The following is an 18981-nucleotide window of genomic DNA, read 5'->3' as shown; positions in this document are numbered from 1 at the left end:
CGCCGTGCCATCACCAGCAGCATTAAGGTACAATAAAGCGGCTTATAAGGCTCGTGTCCTACGTGATACTGCGACAGATCCCCGCTTACGTCCAATATTAAACAGCCAAACTCAAGTCTATTACCATTCAGCTTTAGCGATGTTTGTTGCTGGATGGGAGGCTTATATTGAGGAACTAGTTCGCAACTTTTTTGATGTAACCGCAAATCCTTTAGATCCTCAGTTTCATGCTGTACATTCTATTGCTAAAAATGCAGCAGAGCGATCGCTTAAACAATTTAATACACCAAATGCAGATAATTCGCGTAACCTTTTGGTTCAATATACTGACTATGACCCTATCAACGATTGGGTTTGGTCAAAAAGAAGCATGAATGCACTCGCCACTCGACAGATGCTAAACGATATTCTGCAAGTCAGACACAGTTTTGCTCATGGTTTTCCCATCCCTGCATGTTCTTGGACACAAACACCAACTGGAAAAGTTCGGCTTACTGCTAAAGCTATTAAGGATGTTGATGCGTTGTTACAATATCTTGTCACTGTTACTGACCTTGGCATGAAGCAAAATATTCAAATTATCTATGGCATAGTTGCACCCTGGTAATAAGTGAAGAGAATGTTTAGAGAATCAGTTGCAATAATGGGTGTAACGTTTTAGACGCAGAGAATGAGCAAATCAGAAAGTGAAAACATTCATACATAAATAATTGGAAGACAGTTTTAGACTGCCTTCCAATTTCTTAAACTATAGGAAAGAAGATCGACATATATTGGTAAAAGCAACAATTTAATCAAACTTATTTTTGATTTCTGCCTTGCTCGTCCCTAGAATGATACCGTTGATAAATTACCATTTTCCATCCAGTTAATTCTTGGTGAGAGCCTATTCCTTCTCAGGTTTATTTACGATTTGTCATTTTCAAGGGAATTCTTGCTGTTTCTTGCTGATTGAAAGTCTGACCTAAATTAGCAGCAGTTGGCGCTGCTGATGTTAAATTCTTAAACAAAAGCTTTAGAGTTCGAGTAATAGTTTTAAGAATTTTCATTTTGCTGGCACTCGGCTTTTGATCGTATCTCAAAACCATTGGAATTTCTACAATTTTTGGTTTGAGCAGTTTGGCTTTCAGCAGTAAATCTATCATGCAAGCAAATCCACTTTCAGTGAATAAACTATCGCCATAATACATATCTAGTTTGCTGACGAAAGTACGGTTATACAGTCTGTAGCCGCAAGTATAGTCTCTTACACCTGGTACACGGGCTGCAATTCTAAAAAGCCAGCTAGCTCCGTAACTCATTATCTCTCTAAATTTTGATAAACCTATGACTTTGGAGCCTTTTCGATATCTAGATGCGATCGCAATATCATAGCTACCAGCTATCATCGTCTCATACATCTTAATTAATAGTTCTGGTGGTTGAGTGTTGTCGCAATCCATCGCGGCTAAAAAATCGCCTTCTTTAGAAATTTCTAAGAAAGTTGTGAAACCTGTTTTAATTGCTTGACCTAAACCAGCATTTTTGGCATGTTGGACTAATTTCAGTGATATCCCTAACGATTGAGATTCATCTATTGCAGTCTGAGCAGTTGCATCCTTGCTACCATCATCAACAAGAATCAGCCGTATCTCCAGATTAGAGATTTCCTGCAATACCTGAAACTTTTTGAACAAGGGGCAAATTGATTCTTGCTCATTGTATGCGGGTAAAAGAACAAAAAGACTCATAAGTACCTCGTGTGATTTTCAAAATATAATTATCAGATTTCAAGAATTCAGTAATGTTGATTTCTTGAGAAATTCATCGACCTGTCGGACGACTGCGTTGTTATTGACGCTATCATTGACCAACTGTGAGGTATTGACGACGAAAAAATCATCGTTTTCAGTACTCACTTTTGGCACAAGGCTTGAATAATTTAAAACTTGTAGCGGCTGTACTTTAATAGCTCGATTAATGTGTGCTGCGACAATATCATCTGCTTTGAGTTCTGGGAACATCAAACGTATACCCTGGAAAAATACTTGGCGCAATTCATCATCTGGCTGTTTCAACAACGGGTCAGTGGAAAGGATATATTTTGGTAGGAATGTGATATGATATCCTGCTGTCTCTTGCAAAGAAACTAGGTTACTCATCCCGATGACTCCAGTAAAGGGAACATTTCTATCGGCAATATTTACTACGTAATAAGGAATTAAAGCCTTGCGAGTAATAAGTACCATGCAGATTACGCCCAGGTATTCCACTGTTTCACCTGTGTCTGAAACTTTTACCAGTTCTTTGGCAGCAACCTGTTGCAGAATATTAACTGGGCCAGTAAAGATGACTTTATCAAAATGTTCCTTTTTACCCTGATATTCTACCCACATTCCACCCTCTGGATGAGGTGCAATATATTCCACCGCAACGCCTGTGCGGATATCACCCCCAGCAGCGTAAACTAATTTTTCTATATGGTCAAAAACAGTTTTGTAACCGCCTGAGACATAACCAAGTTGTTCTTTATTTAATGAAGAATCCCGCGCTGAAAATAACCGTTTGATATAAGCCCAGATAAAAACTGCTGATATTCGCTTATAGTTCTCTCCTAATTTGGATAGAAGCAAGGGTTTCCAGAGCTTTTCGTATGTGCTTTTACCACCAAGTTTCAATAGCCAATCTTCAACTAATATCTTCTCTAAGCGCCGCCAGTTATTAAGGCGCGAACCATACAAGAGAGTGAAAGCTAATCTTATTTTACCTATAAGTCCAAATAGAGGAAAGCGGAGGAATTCTATAGAGTTACTGATAGAATAAAACTTTTGATTGTCGTAGAAGCCAGTTAAACTTCGATGCCAGCGCAGTTTATCTCCAAGGCCAATATCTCTGAGAAAATTTATTAAATGAGTATCAGAAGGGAGGATAACATGATAAAACCGATCCCAGGTAAACAACCCATAATCATGATAAGTGGTAAGTCCACCAAGCTGTTTATTACTGTCGAATACAGTTACTTTATGTCCTTGATTTGAAAGACGTTGGGCTAATACCAGCCCAGTTATACCCCCGCCAATGATGCCTATATTCATAAATTTAATTCAGATTTTTGTAGGAATATCTTGGAAATTCTATTTTCAGAGAATTTTAGTTCTAATAGCCTTGCTATCTGCCGATTTAGCTATTAGTTTACAACAAGAACGACACCAGTTATGATAATGGAAATTCCTACCCACTGGCTAAATATAACCTGCTCTTTTAGAAGATAGTGAGAAGCAATGGGTATAAGTGCATACATTAATCCTAGAACTGGAAATGCTTGACTCAGAGGAATTGTCCGCAATACATAAAGCCACAATATAGTCATAAATGTATAGCAAACAAACCAAATCCAAAAATAACGAGACAATAACAGATTTTGGATAGATGCGCTTGCTCCCTTAGTAGGGCTAGAAATGTAAAGTCCATACTTTAGTGATAGGTTAGCTGTTGTTCCGAATAAAACCACAAGCATTAAAACTAGCCAAGTAATGATGTTCATTTGTGAAGGCTTCCTGATAAGATTTACTATAAGTTTATGTAGATTTTTTCAATGGAATAACTACTAAAAGAACACCAAAAAAAATAGTGATTACTCCTGCTATTCGAGTTAGTGTAATCTCTTCAGTAAAAAAGTAGTATGAGCCGAAAAGTATCCCGACATAATTTAAACTAGTCAGTGGATAAGCAACACTCAATTTTACAGATCGTAGAGCCAAAATCCAATTTACTACTCCCAAGCAATAAACACTAATAGCTAATACTAAGTTTTGAATAAATACCCAATTAAATAGTCCCTCATTTGTATTACTCATGGTATGCTTCATCAGCAATTGCCCAGAAATACTAAATAAAATACTGACAAACAGGATAATATAAGGAATTATTTTAACGCTTGAAGTTTGCGAGATAGATTTCATAGTACATTTGCCTCAATCAAGATAGTAGGTATGAACCGGACAGTAAACAGCCCATCGTTTTGAACGTTTCGGATTTTGGTCACACCTTTTGTGCAATTCGACTTCCACTTCAGTAAATAGACAACAAAATTAGGAAGGGTATGTTGAAGTGGCTGATATCAAAATCATCATCGAAGCTCATGTCTAAGAGTTAGCAACTAAATACTATGCAGCTTGTAGGACGGTTGCTGTCTCATGGCAACGCCCGATATTATCCGAGTAGAATCGGTTACACTTGCAGACATAACAGTTTCCTTGCTTGACAATTGGTACAATCAATTTAGGCTTTGCCCAATTGTGAATTGCAGATGTCTTCCGTATCAGCCAGTTATGTTTCCAGACTAGTTTTAGTGCGATCGCAATATCTATGTCATAGTGGATGCAGATATAGGGAACATTGAGTCCTCTGCCACAAATTTGTGGACAAAGTTTAGCAGTGAGACATCGCTTATGCTGAACTCGGATTCGGCCCGCATGTTCAACAGATGGAGTTAAGCGAATAATAATGGATTTCCGGAATTTTTGATTAATCCATTCATTAACTTTCATCAGTTGTATCCTGCTATAGAAACCTTGTTGAAGACACTACTCAACTTCTCAAGCCATTAACTTGTGCATCAAAACTAAGCTGGATTGATAAATGTTTTTAATTTTCTCCAGGAAGTGTTTATTAGTTTTATGACATACCATAGAATTTATCCAGGTTCACAGACATATCTGCAATTTCGGCTGGAGACTAAGCCGATTCATAAAAATTTGTACTCAAATTGAGTGTGCATAGATGTTCTTTTTGGACATCGGAACACAATGGATAACAGAAATCTGCCTGAGAGAGAAAACCATCGATAGATAACTCTACAGTGATGTGCTTTACAGGTTTTTGGGGAATTTTATTGAATGTCAAAATGGAGTTTTCGACGGGACTAAGGGCTAATGTAAACTAGCGTTTGGTGATCAACTTGCAGCTTACTTACGTTGAGTTAAGTCAATTTGAGATGTTTTTACATTATCTTAAGTATTAGTGTTGTTTGATTGTTCTTAACTATATGTAATTTTAACTAGAGCTTTATCTCAAAATTAATTTTTACATATAATCACTTACTAGAATACCACGAGAAAACAATGTTGCAAATTTATCGCCACACTTCATCAAAAATTCATTTTAATAAAATATACCTAAACAAAAACTTTATAAAATCTACGCTTTGCTCTTGATGAATCTTTATTTTTAAGAATTTGTACATTGATGTACCAGTTTCTGGCTAATAAACTTGCAGAAGTAGGGATTTAGTGTCAGACTCTAAAAGTGCAAAGCTAAGAGTGTGAAAAAGAAGAATTTAAATTTTAACAACAGTGAAAATAGCTGTGCTTTTAGTATAAAAACGTTTAAGCAACCAAAACTATAGATGCTAACCGATAGTCTGAATCGTGTTTTATTTATCCATGAAAATCTTCAAATTCAGATATCTCAGACAAAACTTAGTTGAAGGTTAACTTATACACTAAGTAAGCCGCAAGCCCCTATTTCTGAATTCTCTTATCAAACCGCAACGCGAGAGTTATTAGTCATTAAGTCCAACAGAAACTACACCCACTCTTTAACGTGCTTTAAATTAGTCCTAAAAAAATTAGTTCATGGTAGTTGCTCTTATTTAGTTTCTCTAAATTGTTCTCCTTTGCTTGGAGTTTGTTTGGACTCATTTTCCTGCAAAAGTCTATTGGTAATAATTAAGACAATGATTAACAATCCAAACTGAATCTGCCAGGGTGCTAATACTAAACTGAAAATTAAGCTAATAGCTGCAAATACACCTGCAATATATGCAAGTTCATCACTACTCTTTTTAAAGAAGTAGCCAGTGGCTAAAGCCGTACACAGTGGTATCAAAAAAAACAAAGCCATTTTACTAACTTCTGAACTATAAGTTGTTGTGCTTATAAAACAAACTGAAATTGTTTTTTGGAATTGTGGTTAATTTTACATCCAATGAGGTTTTAGCCACAACAGCCCATTGAAATAAACATTATAGAAAATCAAGATTACGCAACGTCGTATCTTACACAAATTGGAATAATTCTTGCGACAGAAGCAGCGCCCAAAAGCTTGGCTAATAACTCCTTCTTTTGTGGTCGATAGTGAGCCAAGCTGGCTTTAACAGTAGGTTACCAGACGCTAGGCGTAGCTTGGTGAGGAGTGCAAAATCCCTTCTGGTGACATCCCAACTCAGTAAAGCTGCGCTATGCTATACAAACTCTTGTTTACCCACGCAGATTGGAAGGCTTTAAAACTTGCGAAGGTGGGTTTTGTCTATTTAGCCAATTGCACTTTTGTGAACAATCATCTGGTAAATTAGCTTAAAACTTTGGCCTTGCGCCAGGATAAGGATCTAGCATATTACCTTTAGAATAGGACTTACGCAAAAACCCTCTCAAACTCTCATTCCTCCGTGACACGCCAGTTGCTTCAAGTCTCTTAACCGCAAGGGCGCACTGGCTTCTCTGTGGTTCGTTTTCCGTTGTTACCCGTGCGTAAGTCCTATAGAAGTAGCATTTTCATTTTTTCATTTTAGACACTCAATGCTGAACATTCCTCAATTACTGGCAACTGAAATCAACCTCAAACCCCATCAGGTGCAAAACGCGCTGGAACTTTTGGCGGAGGGTGCAACGATTCCCTTTATTGCACGTTATCGTAAAGAGCGCACCGATGAGATGAATGAAGTGCAACTACGTGAACTGGCTGATCGATATACTTATTTAACAGAACTGGAAGAACGAAAATCTGTGATTTTAAGTGCGATCGCAGAACTTGGTAAACTCACAGATGAACTCAAAGCCAAAATCTCATCCTGCTTACAAAAAACCGAACTTGAGGATTTATATCTACCCTATCGCCCAAAACGACGCACCCGCGCCACTATCGCCAGAGAAAAAGGACTCGAACCTCTGGCGGAATTTATCAAGTTGCTAAATGTAAAAAATGCTGCAACGGCTTCTCTAGAAGAAGAAGCGGCTAAGTATATTTCTGAAACCAAGGGAGTAAAAACAGCAGAAGAAGCGCTCAAAGGCGCTGCTGATATTTTAGCGGAAGAAGTGGCTGAAAAAGCTGAATTACGGGCATATATCCGCGATTATCTTCTCGAAGAAGGGGTATTTGTCTCCCGTATCAAAGATGATTATCCCGAAGGTACAACCAAATTTGAGATGTACCGTAACTATCAAATTAAGGTAAAAAATATTGCACCCCACAATATGCTGGCGTTGTGTCGGGGTGAAACGGAGAAAGTATTAAGCTTTGAAATTGCTTTTGATGAGGATACGGTACTTTACTATCTTGAGTCGAAAGAAATTAAAACCAAAGTTCGGACAATTCGGGATTTTTATCAAGCGATGTTGAAGGATGCATTCAATCGTTTGATGAAAGTCTCTCTAATGGGAGAGGTAATTTCTGAGATTAAAGTCTACGCAGACATGGAATCAATCAAGACATTTGAAACTAATCTGCGAGAGTTGCTGCTGTCTGCACCAGCAGGAATGAAACCCACCTTGGCGATAGACCCTGGATTTAGAACTGGGTGTAAAGTTGCTGTCCTCGACCAAACGGGGAAATTTTTGGAATACCAAGCGGTTTTTCCCCACCAAGCGGCTGAACAACGCGCTAAAGCTGCACAAACTGTCAAAAATCTGATTGAAAAGTACAAAATTGAGTTAATCGCCATTGGTAACGGTACAGCGTCCCGCGAGACAGAGGAGTTTGTCACACAAGTATTGGAAACCATAGAACGCAAACCAGTTAAGGTGATGGTAAATGAATCTGGCGCATCTATATATTCTGCAAGTATTGTGGCGCTAGAAGAGTTTCCCGATTTAGATATTACCGTGCGCGGTGCAATTAGCATCGGCCGCCGTTTGCAAGACCCTCTAGCGGAACTGGTGAAAATCGATCCCAAATCTATTGGTGTGGGACAATATCAGCACGATGTCGATCAGAAGTTGCTGAAAAAGAAATTGGATGAGACTGTAGAAAGCTGCGTTAACTACGTCGGCGTAGACTTGAACATGGCCTCCAAAGAACTTCTGACTTCCGTCTCTGGGATTACGGCAACAGTTGCCAATAACATTGTCGCCTATCGTAACCAGAATGGAGCCTTTAAAAATCGCCGACAACTCTTGAAAGTTCCGAAGCTGGGGCCAAAGGCTTTTGAACAAGCGGCGGGTTTTCTGCGGATTCGCGGCGGTGACAACCCATTAGATAATACAGCAGTGCATCCAGAAAGTTATTCTGTAGTAGAAGCGATCGCATCCGATCTAAATGTGCCATTAAATCAGGTGACACAAATTGCCGAGAAACTCAAAAAGACCAACCTGAAAAAATATGTTACCGATAACGTCGGCGAACCCACACTGCGCGACATCCTCAGCGAACTAGAAAAACCAGGTAGAGATCCCCGTGCAGAATTTAAGTATGCCACCTTCAGAGAAGGAATTAAGGAAATCAGGGACTTAAAGGTAGGAATGGAACTAGAGGGAATGATCACAAATGTTGCCAACTTTGGTGCTTTCGTTGATATCGGCGTACATCAAGATGGCTTGGTGCATATATCCCAACTTGCTGATAGATTTGTAGACGATCCCAACAAAGTTGTCAAAGTCGGACAAGTAGTCAAAGTGCAGGTGCTAGAAATCAACGAGAAACTCAAGCGGATTAGTTTGTCAATGAAAGCAGTTAAACAATAATTACAAACAGCAGATGGCAGTTTATCAAGTTCAATTCATCAATCCTACACTTGGATTAGATCGGACTATTCCAGTACCAGACGATCAATATATTCTGGATATGGCAGAAGAAGCAGGTATCCGCCTACCATCTGGGTGCAAACAAGGCGAATGTTCTGCCTGTGTCGCCAAACTGATTAGCGGTGAAGTTGATCAAAGTGAGCAAAAATTTCTGCGCCCAAGTGAAGTACAGGCTGGTTATGTTGTTACTTGTGTAACTTATCCCTTATCTAATTGCACTTTAGAAACCCATCAAGAACAAATCTTGTATAAATCAGCCCTTTACTATCAGCCTGAGTCGGGAAAATCTAAGCGATCGCAATACTAATCGCTTAAGAAGATTTGTAGGTTGGGTTAAAGGTAGTGAAACCCGACAAAACCATGAAAATGTTGGGTTTCGTTCCTCAACCCAACTACCTCGGAGTGCTTTTTTAAGCAAAACCTACGCAGTATTGAAATCGCTATATTTTTCTCAATGATCGGCCTAACGGTAGAAGGAAATTCTATCTTGCAAGAGAGGTTAAAACCTAGTAGATAGTTGAATATGAGATAAGAAGTTACAAAAAATCTTTAGTGATTAGGTAAGAAAAATGTTAACACCATTATTAACCGCCCTAGCTACAGCTTTGAGCCTGTTGATTGTTGATTTAGTTGTTCCAGGCGTTAATATTGCTAATTTTCCGGCAGCTATAATTGCTGCTTTAGTAATTGGTCTAATTAACGGTTCAGTTAAACCAGTTTTGTCTGCTCTTTCTCTACCACTTAACTTTCTATCATTTGGAGCATTTTCGCTCGTCGTCAACGGTTTGTGTTTCTGGTTAGCAGCAGTGCTAGTTCCTGGATTCGCAGTTCGCGGAATTATTGGTTTCCTTCTTGGGCCAGTTATTCTAACTTTTGCTAACACCTTCATTAACAACTACTTTGTTGAAAGAAACCTGTTAACTGGCAGTGGTGATGTAAAAAGCCAAGGTGAATTACCTTCTAGATAAGTATTATAAGGAGTAGAAATACTAATTCTCTCACGTTTCTACTCCAAATAACCGAAAGTGGATTTACTAATTCGGTATCTTCACCAAAATGTAATTAAAGAAACTCACAAAAATACGGCAAAATCATGAAATTAGTTCGTTTTCTTCTAGGTTTGTTAGTGCCTCCTTTAGGCGTTTTCCTGACAGTTGGAATTGGCCCAACCTTATTTATTAACATCTTGCTCACAGTTCTAGGTTGGTTACCCGGTAGTATTCATGCAATTTGGGTTATTGCCAAGCATGATGAACAACTGAATAGAGAAGGAAATATTTACTAATACGCAAGATGAATTTTAGGGAATCTTGAGTGGGGTGCGTTACGGCTAAAGCCGTAACGCACCATTTTAGTTTCTAGCAGAATTAGAAGTTATAAGACCTAACCCCCTAACCCCCTTCCCGAAGCGGGAAGGGGGAAAAATTCAAAGCCTCTCTCCTTTTAGGAGAGAGGAATGGAAGTGAGGTGAAAATTGTACCTTACTGGGTCAAGAACCGCTATAACAATAGTCCTACGATTATCCAATCTAGATATTTTTCAGCTTATCAAGCGGTGGATTATACCAAAGGCTAACGCACCCTACGTTTAATAATTATACAAATACGTTATTAAGGACACGGCATTGCCGTGTCCCTACGAAAATTCTATATGTATCAGAGTTTTGTGAAAAAGCAGTCTAGTCTATTTATGAATTGTATCCCGCTCTTTATTAGCAGGTTCCTTATCTTTGAATAAGTCAGCCGCCGTTAAGAGTAATTCCCTTAACGTTTGTTTGATTTGGCGCTCTTTTCTTGCTAGAGAGGTACCAGCTTCACCCAGTTTATCTTCTAGCTGCGATCGCTTCTGTTCTACCTGCACAGCCATAGATTCTGCTTGAGGACGAGCTTTATCATACCAGTGTTTAGCCTCGTCTAGATAATCCTGAACCTCCATATTACGTCCGCCATAGCGTGCAGCTAAGTTAGCTCGGACAATCGCTAGCTGCGCTTGCAGTTGGGCGTAACGTTTCTTTAACAATCCTGCTTCTTCACTATCTTTAAGGGCATTGATAGCAGAATCAATTGCAGTTTTGGTACTAGCAGGTTTTTCCTTACTCGTCTCTTCAATTTCTGCCAAAATTACATCAACCTCTTGCTGTAGTTGTTCTTCTTCACCATCTAGTTGAGCCTGTAGCCGCTTTATATCTGTCTGAGTTTTAGCAATGCTTTCGTGTCTTTTGCTATTAATCCCTTCCAGCGCTCCTTCAATAGAAGCTGTCACTTCATCTTTGAGTTCGCTACCTTTTTCTTGGAAGTTTTCAATTACAGCAGAAACAGCATCTTTAACAAGGTTACGAACTTCACTTGAACCTTGTTTAAACTCAGAAGCGACTTGAGAAACTGCGGATTTCACAATTTCTCGAATCCGCTCAGTTCTTAATTGTCCAGTTTCTTTAGCTTGTTGCAGGTCTGCTTGAATTTGTTGTTTGATATTGTTAGGCATTTTCAACTCTTAGGGTTTAACTATTTTGGATAATATTTTCTAGACATGTTCCCATACCCACATTATGGCGTAGTCTGATAGAGCTAGGCACTTCCTTTAGATAGAAAATAATAACCCTTAAGAGGTGATGTGTAGCATGTTGCCCATTCGTGAGATGATTAATTGTTGGTAGTAATTGAGATGCAAATATGTGGCGAGTAAATATTACTTGTTCAGCCGATGCCTGGAAGCTCTATGGTACTGAATTTAAAGCGATCGCAGAAAAATATCAAGGTGAATTGATTGGTTCCAAAAAAATGCCAGATGGGACTCGCATCATGTCTTATAAAATTGAAGATGTTAGCGATGCCGAAGCCTTTCAAGAAGATTGTGCAAATTTTGCTGGATTTACAACTGACTTTGAATCCTTGTAGTATTGGTTCTGACACTAATCTCTGCAACCAATATGTCCAAATCAGGAGAAATTAATTGAAAAGACTACTTACATTAGTATTAGTAATGTTTTTGTTATTGATAAGCACTTTTACTTTACCTGCTAGTGCAGCAGACACAGTTAACGGTGAACAAATATTTAGTGTTCATTGTGCTGGTTGTCATATTAACGGCAGCAACATCATCAGGCGAGGTAAAAATCTCAAAAAGCAAGCGCTGAAAAAGTATGGTATGGATTCAATAGAGGCAGTTACATCTATAGTTACCAATGGTAAAAATAATATGTCAGCCTACAAAGAACGCCTCACTGAACAGCAAATTCAAGATGTTGCTGCTTACGTTCTCCAACAAGCTGAAAAAGGCTGGCGTTAGAAGAGACGCGATTAATCACGTCTGTACAGGAGTTAGGAGTAGAGACGCGATTAATCGCGTCTGTACAAGAGTTAAGAGTAGAGACGCGATTAATCGCGTCTGTACAAGAGTTAAGAGTAGAGACGCGATTAATCGCGTCTGTACAGGAGTTAGGAGTAGAGACGCGATTAATCGCGTCTGTACAAGAGTTAAGAGACGCGATTAATCGCGTCTGTACAAGATTTAAGAGTTATTGATTATCGCTGTTATAAATGGTTCTTAAGAAGGTATAAAGCCTAAGAATGTTGTAATAAGATGTTTACTAACTAATTCTTCATTCCTCTAACTCCTCACTCCTCACTTATCACTCCTCCTAAACTGGAAAATGAACTTACCCACAGCTAGCCGTCTCCAATTCACTCCCGATTTAAATATCTGCCGCATATTAAATGGGATGTGGCAAGTCTCCGGCGCACACGGACGCATTAATCCCAATGCCGCTATTGAGACTATGTTCAAATATGTAGATGCAGGCTTTACCACTTGGGATTTAGCAGACCACTATGGCCCCGCAGAAGACTTTATTGGTGAGTTTCGCTGTCAACTAATTGACACTCGTGGGAAAGATGCTTTATCTCAGGTGCAAGCTTTTACAAAATGGGTGCCTCGTCCTGGCAAAATGACGAAAAAACTCGTTGAAGAAAATATTGATATTTCCCTGAGACGGATGAATGTGGAATCGTTAGATTTGATGCAATTCCACTGGTGGGAATATCAGGATAAAAATTACCTGGATGCCCTCAAATATATGGCAGAGCTTCAGACTGAGGGTAAAATTAAGCATCTAGGTTTAACTAATTTTGACACAGAAAACTTGAAGCTGATTACCGAAGCAGGTATCAAAATTGTTTCTAACCAAGTGCAATTTTCCCTTGTTGACCGCCGTCCCGAAGTTAATATGGTGCAGTTTTGTCAACAGCATGACATAAAGCTTTTTACTTACGGTACACTGTGCGGCGGTTTGTTATCAGAAAACTATTTGGGTAAACCGGAACCGCGAGGATTTGATCTATCTACTGCCAGTTTGAAAAAATATAAAAATATGATCGATGCTTGGGGTGGTTGGCGATTATTTCAAGAGTTGCTAGCTATCCTAAAGGAAATTGCTAATAAGCATGGGGTAAGCATTTCTAACGTAGCAGTGCGTTACATTTTAGATCAGCCAACCGTGGGCGGTGTGATAGTTGGTGCAAAACTTGGTGTATCTGAACATATAGAAGATAACGCCAAAGTATTTAATTTTAGTTTAGATGCAGACGATCGCGATCGCATCAATGCAGTATCTCGCCAATCACGCGATTTGTACCAGCTAATCGGCGATTGTGGCGACGAGTATCGGCGATAATTTCGGGAAAAAGGTGATAATACGGTGAAGCAGAGCGCAAATATCTAACGCTCATCAGAGGAAAATTTTCATTTGCTAGAAACCGCATCATCCCGCCTCAGACAAAAGCGGTAGAGTGTACAAAGATTCTTCACGCATACACTCTGCCGTAAAAGCGAACACCGCTCTTAGTGCTTCTGAGGTAAGAGTAGGATAGTTTTCTAGCACTTGTTGTTCTGTCCATCCCGCAGCAAACAAACCCAATAAGAACTCTACAGATAAACGAGTTCCTTTCACAGTCGGCTTACCCAGCAGAATTTTGGGGTCTGAATGAATGTACTGTCGCCAGTCCATAGTTTTTACTCCGACTAAGCTACAGCTATTGTTGCACAGTATGATTTGTTCGGGTTGTTGAAGGGGAAATGCGATCGCGTTACTCTTAAATTAATTGGCGACAATATAACCAGCTTATGCAATCAGTCCTCTAGACTCGTTCACGAGTATCAAAGACTCGTCGGCGAGTATAAAAGACTCATTCACGAGTATAAAAGACTCGTTCACGAGTATAAAAGACTCGTCGGCGAGTATCAAAGACTCATTCACGAGTATAAAAGACTCGTCGGCGAGTATAAAAGACTCATTCACGAGTATCAAAGACTCGTCGGCGAGTATAAAAGACTCATTCACGAGTATCAAAGACTCATTCACGAGTATCAAAGACTCGTCGGCGAGTATAAAAGACTCATTCACGAGTATCAAAGACTCGTCGGCGAGTATCAAAGACTCATCGGCTGTTTGGTAGAGTGTGTTAGCGACAGCATAAGGCAGTAAAAACATCTTGGAAGGTGCTTTAAGTTCTTAACGCACCTTCCAAGGTCACTAACCTACTTCATACATCTGCTTATGCTTGGCTAAAAGCTCTTGATATTTCTCATTTGTCTTTGCTTCTACCCACTTGGCTTTAAATATTGCTGCTGATTCCGCTTTAACTGCATCTACTTCATAAGGAAGAATCTCTTTTTTGGAATCTGAAGTTTCAGAATTTTTTTTATACTTCCTGCCGCTTTTATGATTAGCATAACGGCGAGAGCGAGTATAACCCATTTGGATAAACTTTCTTGCCATATCTGCGCCGACAAAATCATCTTTCTCTAAATAATCAAGAAAAATCTCGTAGATTTTTTCACTCGACTCTTTAGCAATCTCAGGAGTTTTGAACCGCCAGTAGGGAAGGATTTCTGATTTGTATGGTTCAACCAAAAGCACACCCTGCTCACCCTTGCCAACACGATAGAGTTCAGGATGTTGGCGAAAATCAATATTTTTAAAGTCTAAAGAATAATCAAAAGCCATGATAGATTTTTATTAGGAATAGTAAACTTTAAAAAAAAGTTCAACTTCTATCTAAGTATTGAGATTTTGTTTGATTATGCTATCTAGCACCCAATCCGTGAACAGTGTCCTTGCGCCAGGAAATCTGCGTAAAGTGCATCATATTGCCCTCAACGTCCAAGATATGCAAGCTTCCCGCTACTTTTATGGCACAATCCTGGGTTTGCATGAACTCACAGGCGATGAAGTACCCGCAACTCTAACGGAACTTGTCGCATCTGGGAAAGTAGCCAACTTCATCACCCCGGATGGGATGATTCTGGATTTATTTGGGGAACCAGAATTATCACCACCAAATCCAGACCCAGAAAAGACTTTCACCAGGGCGTACCATCTAGCCTTTGACATCGATCCGCAGTTATTTGAGCAAGCGGTGACAGTGATCAGAGAAAATAAAATAGCGATCGCACATGGCCCAGTCACTCGTCCTACTGGTCGAGGAGTGTATTTTTACGATCCAGATGGCTTTATGATTGAAATTCGTTGCGATCCAGAAGCAAGTTAACTTAGGGGTAATCAGAAAAGTATCTACTATGACTGCGAAAATCACGCAAATATTTAAACTAATTGAAGACACAATCAAAAAACCGCCAATTCCACACGAACCATACAAGCAATCATTGAAAGCCTGGGCGATGTATTGTTTGCGAGACAAAGGTTTTATAGTCGTTTATGCTCAAAATGCCGACTTTGCTATTGAAACTAAAGGCGAAGAAAAGCTATATTTCAAAGTTTCAAACAGCCCCGAAGATTTAGATAATTCTATTAGCTGGATTGTTTGGGATAGTGCAACCAAAAGCGCCAGTCTGATAATTCGTAATTCGTAATGACGCTCGTTCCGACGCTCGATGACTCGCTAACGCTGCGCTATCGCTACCGCTACGCTAACGTAATTCGTAATTAATGGTGCAATTAATTACGAATTACGAATTAATTTGACTATCTTTTTTCCCCAGACAATTGCCGCACAAATATTTGATGTTCTGGCGAATTTAATCCCAACTGCAATACAGCCAATACTTGCTGCATATTGCCAGCAAGTAAATCTGACATTGACAACCACAAACCAGGAAATACTTGACTTTTGATAATTCCATCTGCGTCCACTTGTAAAGACACATATTCTCCTTGTTGCAGGCTAAACCAATCTAATTTGTTTTCAAATATTTGCCAAACAATATATTCTTTTACCCCATTACGACCATAGACTTTTTTCTTGTCATGTAAATCAATAGCAACACTGCTAGCTGCTATCTCTATTACCAATTCTGGCGCACCTTCTATGTAATCATCATCACTAAAACGAGATTGTCCGTTAGCTATTGGTGTGATTAATAGCACTCCATCTGGTTGCGGTTCATTGTCTCGATCTAAGCGGACTGTTGGCTTAATTCCCAATCTCACACCAGGAGTTGATGCTTCATAAACTCCCAACCAACCTATTAGATGACCATGTGTTCAGCATGACTTTCAAAGCGTAATGGGGATGCAAAGTATACAACTCCTTCAATTAATTCTGCCTTTTGATGACGGGGCATTGCTTGATAGCGGCGCTCAAATTCGTAGCGAGTGAGGCGATCGCCATTCTCTAAAGGAGGAATTCGCTGCTTGAGTGATAAGTTGACCATGATTTTCTGCTCTGCTAAGGAGTCTTACTTTCTTATGGCTTGGTGCATATAGCAATCCTATTTGAGTTGTGAAAAATATGGTTAGGAAACGAACCGCCTTCGCGCAGCGTCTCGTAAGAGAAGGACGCCAAGGACGCAAAGGAAAGAAAGAAGAAAGAGAGATATAATTTTCACGAATGATTTAGGACTGCTATATTTTTCTACAGATTTATTAAATAACTATATAGCGCTTCTGGGTTGAGTTCAATACAGACCTAACCCCCAGCCCCTTCCCTACAAGGGAATGGGAGTAAGTATCAAAGCTTCTCTCCTTTTAGGAGAGAGGAATCGAAGTAAGTTCAGAGTAAACTAAAATCGCTAGATTCAGGTTTTTCAAATATTATTAAATGCTGTTGAGGTAACAAGTTTTTAGTTTCACGCCAAACCAAACCGGCAGCTTGCATTTCTTTACGGACTTGCTTTTGGGTCATCTTGTGCAGACCTTTAATCATAATAAAGGGATTTTCACCCCGGTACTCAACCAGCACTACCCGACCACCTGGTTTAAGTGCTTTCACAATTCCTTGCATCACTTCTTGGGGATACTCAAGTTCATGATAAGCATCTACCATCAACGCCAAATCGATACTTTCAGATGGTAAGTTTGGGTCGCTAAGGGTTGCTAAAACAGGCTCAACATTGGTGATATTTTTTTCTTTTTTGAATAACTCAATGATTTCCAACATTTCTGGCTGAACATCTACAGCCAACACTTTACCTGCTGTTAATAGCGGCGCGATGCGAAAGCTTAAGTAGCCTGTACCAGCGCCAATATCTGCCACTACATCGTTAGCTTTTAGGTTGAGGAGGCTGACTATTTTACTTGGCTGTTCCTCTCCCTCTCGGCTTGGACGTTCTAGCCACCCAGCACCTGTGTATCCCATGACTTTGGCAATTTCTCGCCCCATGTAATATTTGCCGATACCATTTGGACTATGGATTATCCGTTGTTCGTAAACAGCGTAGGCGTAGCCCGTCGTAGACATCGCACCAGTCGCGGCTTGTGCTGACAGAGTTGGATTCAGCAGCAAGCAACTCAACATCACAACAAGAGTTACTATAAATTGTAGAAAAAAGTGGAAAAAATTTGACATTTGGTTATGACTGATCTGGATAGCTATAAGCAGCAACTAAAAGAATTTTATGGTAGTAGGACGACTTATGACCATGAGGAAGGTACTCGCCATCCTCTAGAAGCCAAGCTTCTACTTGAATTTGTTCCACTAGATTCTGGACAAAAAATCCTTGATGTGGCAACTGGAACAGGTTTAGTTGCGATTCCTGCATCTGAAAAAGTTGGTTCAGAAGGCTACGTGATTGGGATTGACATGACCCCTGAAATGTTGCATCAAGCAAGACTGAAGATTGCAGCAGCAAAATTAAAAAATATCGAGTTGATTGAGGCAGATGCAGAATATTTCAACTTTAGTGATGCTAGTTTTGATGTTGTCTTTTGCTGTGAGGCAATTGTACTTTTTCCTGATATCCTTTCTACTTTGCAAAAGTGGTATCGCTACTTAAAACCAGGAGGGTTTGTGGCATTTACCTGTCCTCCCGAAACTGCTATTATGGCATCTTTTCATCAGAGTATCTGCGCTAGAGTTTTGGGTGTATCGTTACCACATATCCTTGAACCACTTGGGACTCCAGAAAAATGCCGCAATTTACTCAATCAGGCAGGTTTTAGAGATATCGAAATTAAGATTGAGCCATCAGGACGTTATCGCCCTCTAAGGGATAACAGATTACCTTGGACTGCAATTAATATAAATTTTAAAGGTAATCCTTTGTTGTCAAAATTATCACAAGAACAATTAAATCAGTTACAAGTTGAGTACAAAGCAGAAATTGAGAAACTAGCAACTGATCAAGGTATTTGGGAAGACACTACAAAGTTCTTTGTTCGCGCTCGAAAATAAGTTGATCAGCAAAGCTTTGCTGCTGAATTTACAGGGGCGATCGCGCATAATAATCCAATACAGTTCAGTTAAGCCATAAAAATAAATTTGCGTAGGTTGGGTTGAGGAACGAAACCCAACATTTTCGGGCATTTGTTGGGTAACACTAAAGTTCAACCCAACCTACAATTATCCTTAACCCAAGCGTATTGCATAATAATCTTACCGTTACTAATGACAATGACAGTTTAATCTTTTAGACCGATGTCGAAGTAAACGCATACCTTTGCGCTTACCTCTGCGCGACGGCAGTCGCTACAACGGGGAGCCACTGCGGTGGACGGGTTCCCCGGCATAAAGCAAGTGGCGTGGGAACCCCCCTCCGGGTTCGCCAGTCGCCTACGGCGGGAAACCCGCCTACAGCGCTGGACTCACCGCAACGCGCTGCCTCCCCTGTGCGTTTAAATTTCAACCCTCAATTCGCTACGATTTTACGTAAAGCAGTACTAAGTAAACTTTTCTTTAACTAGTTCCGTGGGTTTAAGTCCCCCGGTTCAATAAAAATTTTGTTTTGTGTTGGGGTTAAATCCCCATTA

The 18981-nt window shown here is 39.8% G+C and carries 23 protein-coding genes and 1 pseudogene; 12 read left to right on the top strand and 12 right to left on the bottom strand.

The genetic code is table 11. The features are described from left to right. Positions 1 to 4: 4 nt before the first annotated feature. Complete coding sequence (locus LC653_RS07555; RefSeq protein WP_229493815.1) at positions 5 to 607, top strand: HEPN domain-containing protein; 603 nt, start codon at positions 5 to 7, stop codon at positions 605 to 607. A gap of 295 nt (positions 608 to 902) precedes the next feature. Here LC653_RS07555 and LC653_RS07550 read toward each other — a convergent pair whose 3' ends face one another. From LC653_RS07550 to LC653_RS07520, 7 genes are all read right to left on the bottom strand, one after another. After that, entirely contained in the window at positions 903 to 1730 is an 828-nt protein-coding gene (locus tag LC653_RS07550; protein ID WP_229493813.1) for a glycosyltransferase family 2 protein, read from the bottom strand. A gap of 39 nt (positions 1731 to 1769) precedes the next feature. Then, positions 1770 to 3074: an NAD(P)/FAD-dependent oxidoreductase gene (locus LC653_RS07545; protein ID WP_229493811.1), complete on the bottom strand. Its 1305-nt coding sequence runs from the start codon at positions 3072 to 3074 to the stop codon at positions 1770 to 1772. A gap of 92 nt (positions 3075 to 3166) precedes the next feature. Further along, positions 3167 to 3523, bottom strand: coding sequence for an EamA family transporter (locus LC653_RS07540; protein WP_229493809.1), 357 nt, complete (start codon positions 3521 to 3523; stop codon positions 3167 to 3169). 34 nt (positions 3524 to 3557) lie between these two features. Next, positions 3558 to 3941, bottom strand: a complete 384-nt coding sequence (locus tag LC653_RS07535) for an EamA family transporter (RefSeq protein ID WP_229493808.1) — start codon at positions 3939 to 3941, stop codon at positions 3558 to 3560. 204 nt (positions 3942 to 4145) lie between these two features. Beyond that, positions 4146 to 4529, bottom strand: coding sequence for a hypothetical protein (locus tag LC653_RS07530; protein ID WP_229493806.1), 384 nt, complete (start codon positions 4527 to 4529; stop codon positions 4146 to 4148). Positions 4530 to 4716: 187 nt separating this feature from the next. Then, positions 4717 to 4884 (bottom strand): hypothetical protein, encoded by a 168-nt coding sequence (locus LC653_RS07525; protein WP_229493804.1) that lies wholly within the window; start codon positions 4882 to 4884, stop codon positions 4717 to 4719. Positions 4885 to 5628: 744 nt separating this feature from the next. Then, positions 5629 to 5883: a hypothetical protein gene (locus tag LC653_RS07520; protein ID WP_229493802.1), complete on the bottom strand. Its 255-nt coding sequence runs from the start codon at positions 5881 to 5883 to the stop codon at positions 5629 to 5631. Positions 5884 to 6557: 674 nt separating this feature from the next. On the opposite strand from LC653_RS07520, the gene LC653_RS07515 reads away from it, so the two are divergent. The 4 genes from LC653_RS07515 (at position 6558) to LC653_RS07500 (ending at position 10062) form a co-directional block, all read left to right on the top strand. Next, entirely contained in the window at positions 6558 to 8717 is a 2160-nt protein-coding gene (locus LC653_RS07515) for a Tex family protein (protein ID WP_229493800.1), read from the top strand. 13 nt (positions 8718 to 8730) lie between these two features. Continuing rightward, on the top strand, positions 8731 to 9084 hold the full coding sequence (locus tag LC653_RS07510) for a 2Fe-2S iron-sulfur cluster-binding protein (protein ID WP_229493798.1): 354 nt from the start codon (positions 8731 to 8733) through the stop codon (positions 9082 to 9084). A 262-nt stretch (positions 9085 to 9346) separates the two neighbouring features. Then, positions 9347 to 9745 (top strand): phage holin family protein, encoded by a 399-nt coding sequence (locus LC653_RS07505; RefSeq protein WP_229493796.1) that lies wholly within the window; start codon positions 9347 to 9349, stop codon positions 9743 to 9745. Between the two features lie 125 nt (positions 9746 to 9870). After that, entirely contained in the window at positions 9871 to 10062 is a 192-nt protein-coding gene (locus LC653_RS07500; protein ID WP_100898558.1) for a YqaE/Pmp3 family membrane protein, read from the top strand. A 398-nt stretch (positions 10063 to 10460) separates the two neighbouring features. Here LC653_RS07500 and LC653_RS07495 read toward each other — a convergent pair whose 3' ends face one another. Continuing rightward, positions 10461 to 11261, bottom strand: coding sequence for a histidine kinase (locus tag LC653_RS07495; RefSeq protein WP_229493794.1), 801 nt, complete (start codon positions 11259 to 11261; stop codon positions 10461 to 10463). Between the two features lie 188 nt (positions 11262 to 11449). Here LC653_RS07495 and LC653_RS07490 point away from each other — a divergent pair, with 188 nt between their 5' ends. The 3 genes from LC653_RS07490 (at position 11450) to LC653_RS07480 (ending at position 13449) form a co-directional block, all read left to right on the top strand. Next, positions 11450 to 11674, top strand: a complete 225-nt coding sequence (locus LC653_RS07490; RefSeq protein WP_229482699.1) for a hypothetical protein — start codon at positions 11450 to 11452, stop codon at positions 11672 to 11674. 55 nt (positions 11675 to 11729) lie between these two features. After that, positions 11730 to 12065, top strand: a complete 336-nt coding sequence (petJ, locus tag LC653_RS07485; protein WP_229493792.1) for a cytochrome c6 PetJ — start codon at positions 11730 to 11732, stop codon at positions 12063 to 12065. Between the two features lie 364 nt (positions 12066 to 12429). Beyond that, a complete protein-coding gene (locus tag LC653_RS07480; protein ID WP_229482701.1) occupies positions 12430 to 13449 on the top strand; it encodes an aldo/keto reductase in 1020 nt (339 codons plus the stop codon). Between the two features lie 87 nt (positions 13450 to 13536). On the opposite strand, the gene LC653_RS07475 is transcribed toward LC653_RS07480, so the two are convergent. Further along, a complete protein-coding gene (locus LC653_RS07475; RefSeq protein ID WP_229482702.1) occupies positions 13537 to 13782 on the bottom strand; it encodes a DUF433 domain-containing protein in 246 nt (81 codons plus the stop codon). Between the two features lie 45 nt (positions 13783 to 13827). On the opposite strand from LC653_RS07475, the gene LC653_RS07470 reads away from it, so the two are divergent. After that, positions 13828 to 14259: a coiled-coil domain-containing protein gene (locus LC653_RS07470; protein ID WP_229493791.1), complete on the top strand. Its 432-nt coding sequence runs from the start codon at positions 13828 to 13830 to the stop codon at positions 14257 to 14259. Positions 14260 to 14307: 48 nt separating this feature from the next. Here the strand turns inward: LC653_RS07470 and LC653_RS07465 are convergent, their stop codons facing one another. Further along, the gene (locus LC653_RS07465; RefSeq protein WP_229482704.1) at positions 14308 to 14781 is read right to left on the bottom strand and encodes a DUF4385 domain-containing protein; all 474 of its coding nucleotides are present in this window, start codon (positions 14779 to 14781) and stop codon (positions 14308 to 14310) included. 76 nt (positions 14782 to 14857) lie between these two features. On the opposite strand from LC653_RS07465, the gene LC653_RS07460 reads away from it, so the two are divergent. Both LC653_RS07460 and LC653_RS07455 read left to right on the top strand, forming a co-directional pair. Then, complete coding sequence (locus LC653_RS07460; protein WP_229482705.1) at positions 14858 to 15325, top strand: VOC family protein; 468 nt, start codon at positions 14858 to 14860, stop codon at positions 15323 to 15325. A gap of 28 nt (positions 15326 to 15353) precedes the next feature. Continuing rightward, positions 15354 to 15647, top strand: a complete 294-nt coding sequence (locus tag LC653_RS07455; RefSeq protein WP_229493790.1) for a hypothetical protein — start codon at positions 15354 to 15356, stop codon at positions 15645 to 15647. Between the two features lie 112 nt (positions 15648 to 15759). On the opposite strand, the pseudogene LC653_RS07450 reads toward LC653_RS07455, so the two are convergent. Together LC653_RS07450 and LC653_RS07445 are read right to left on the bottom strand one after the other, a co-directional pair. Beyond that, positions 15760 to 16448, bottom strand: a pseudogene (locus LC653_RS07450) (Uma2 family endonuclease). 338 nt (positions 16449 to 16786) lie between these two features. Continuing rightward, positions 16787 to 17581 carry a class I SAM-dependent methyltransferase gene (locus LC653_RS07445; RefSeq protein WP_229493788.1) on the bottom strand — a complete coding sequence of 265 codons (795 nt, stop codon included), beginning with the start codon at positions 17579 to 17581 and terminating at the stop codon, positions 16787 to 16789. 6 nt (positions 17582 to 17587) lie between these two features. Between LC653_RS07445 and LC653_RS07440 the strand changes: the two genes are divergently transcribed. Beyond that, entirely contained in the window at positions 17588 to 18406 is an 819-nt protein-coding gene (locus LC653_RS07440) for a class I SAM-dependent methyltransferase (RefSeq protein ID WP_229493786.1), read from the top strand. Positions 18407 to 18981: the final 575 nt, after the last annotated feature.

It is taken from the genome of Nostoc mirabile CHAB5784 (genome assembly GCF_020829645.1).
Classification (GTDB): Bacteria; Cyanobacteriota; Cyanobacteriia; order Cyanobacteriales; family Nostocaceae; genus Nostoc; species Nostoc mirabile.
The sequence above is the reverse complement of the archived record's forward strand: the minus strand, read 5'-3'. Positions and strand labels throughout refer to the sequence as shown.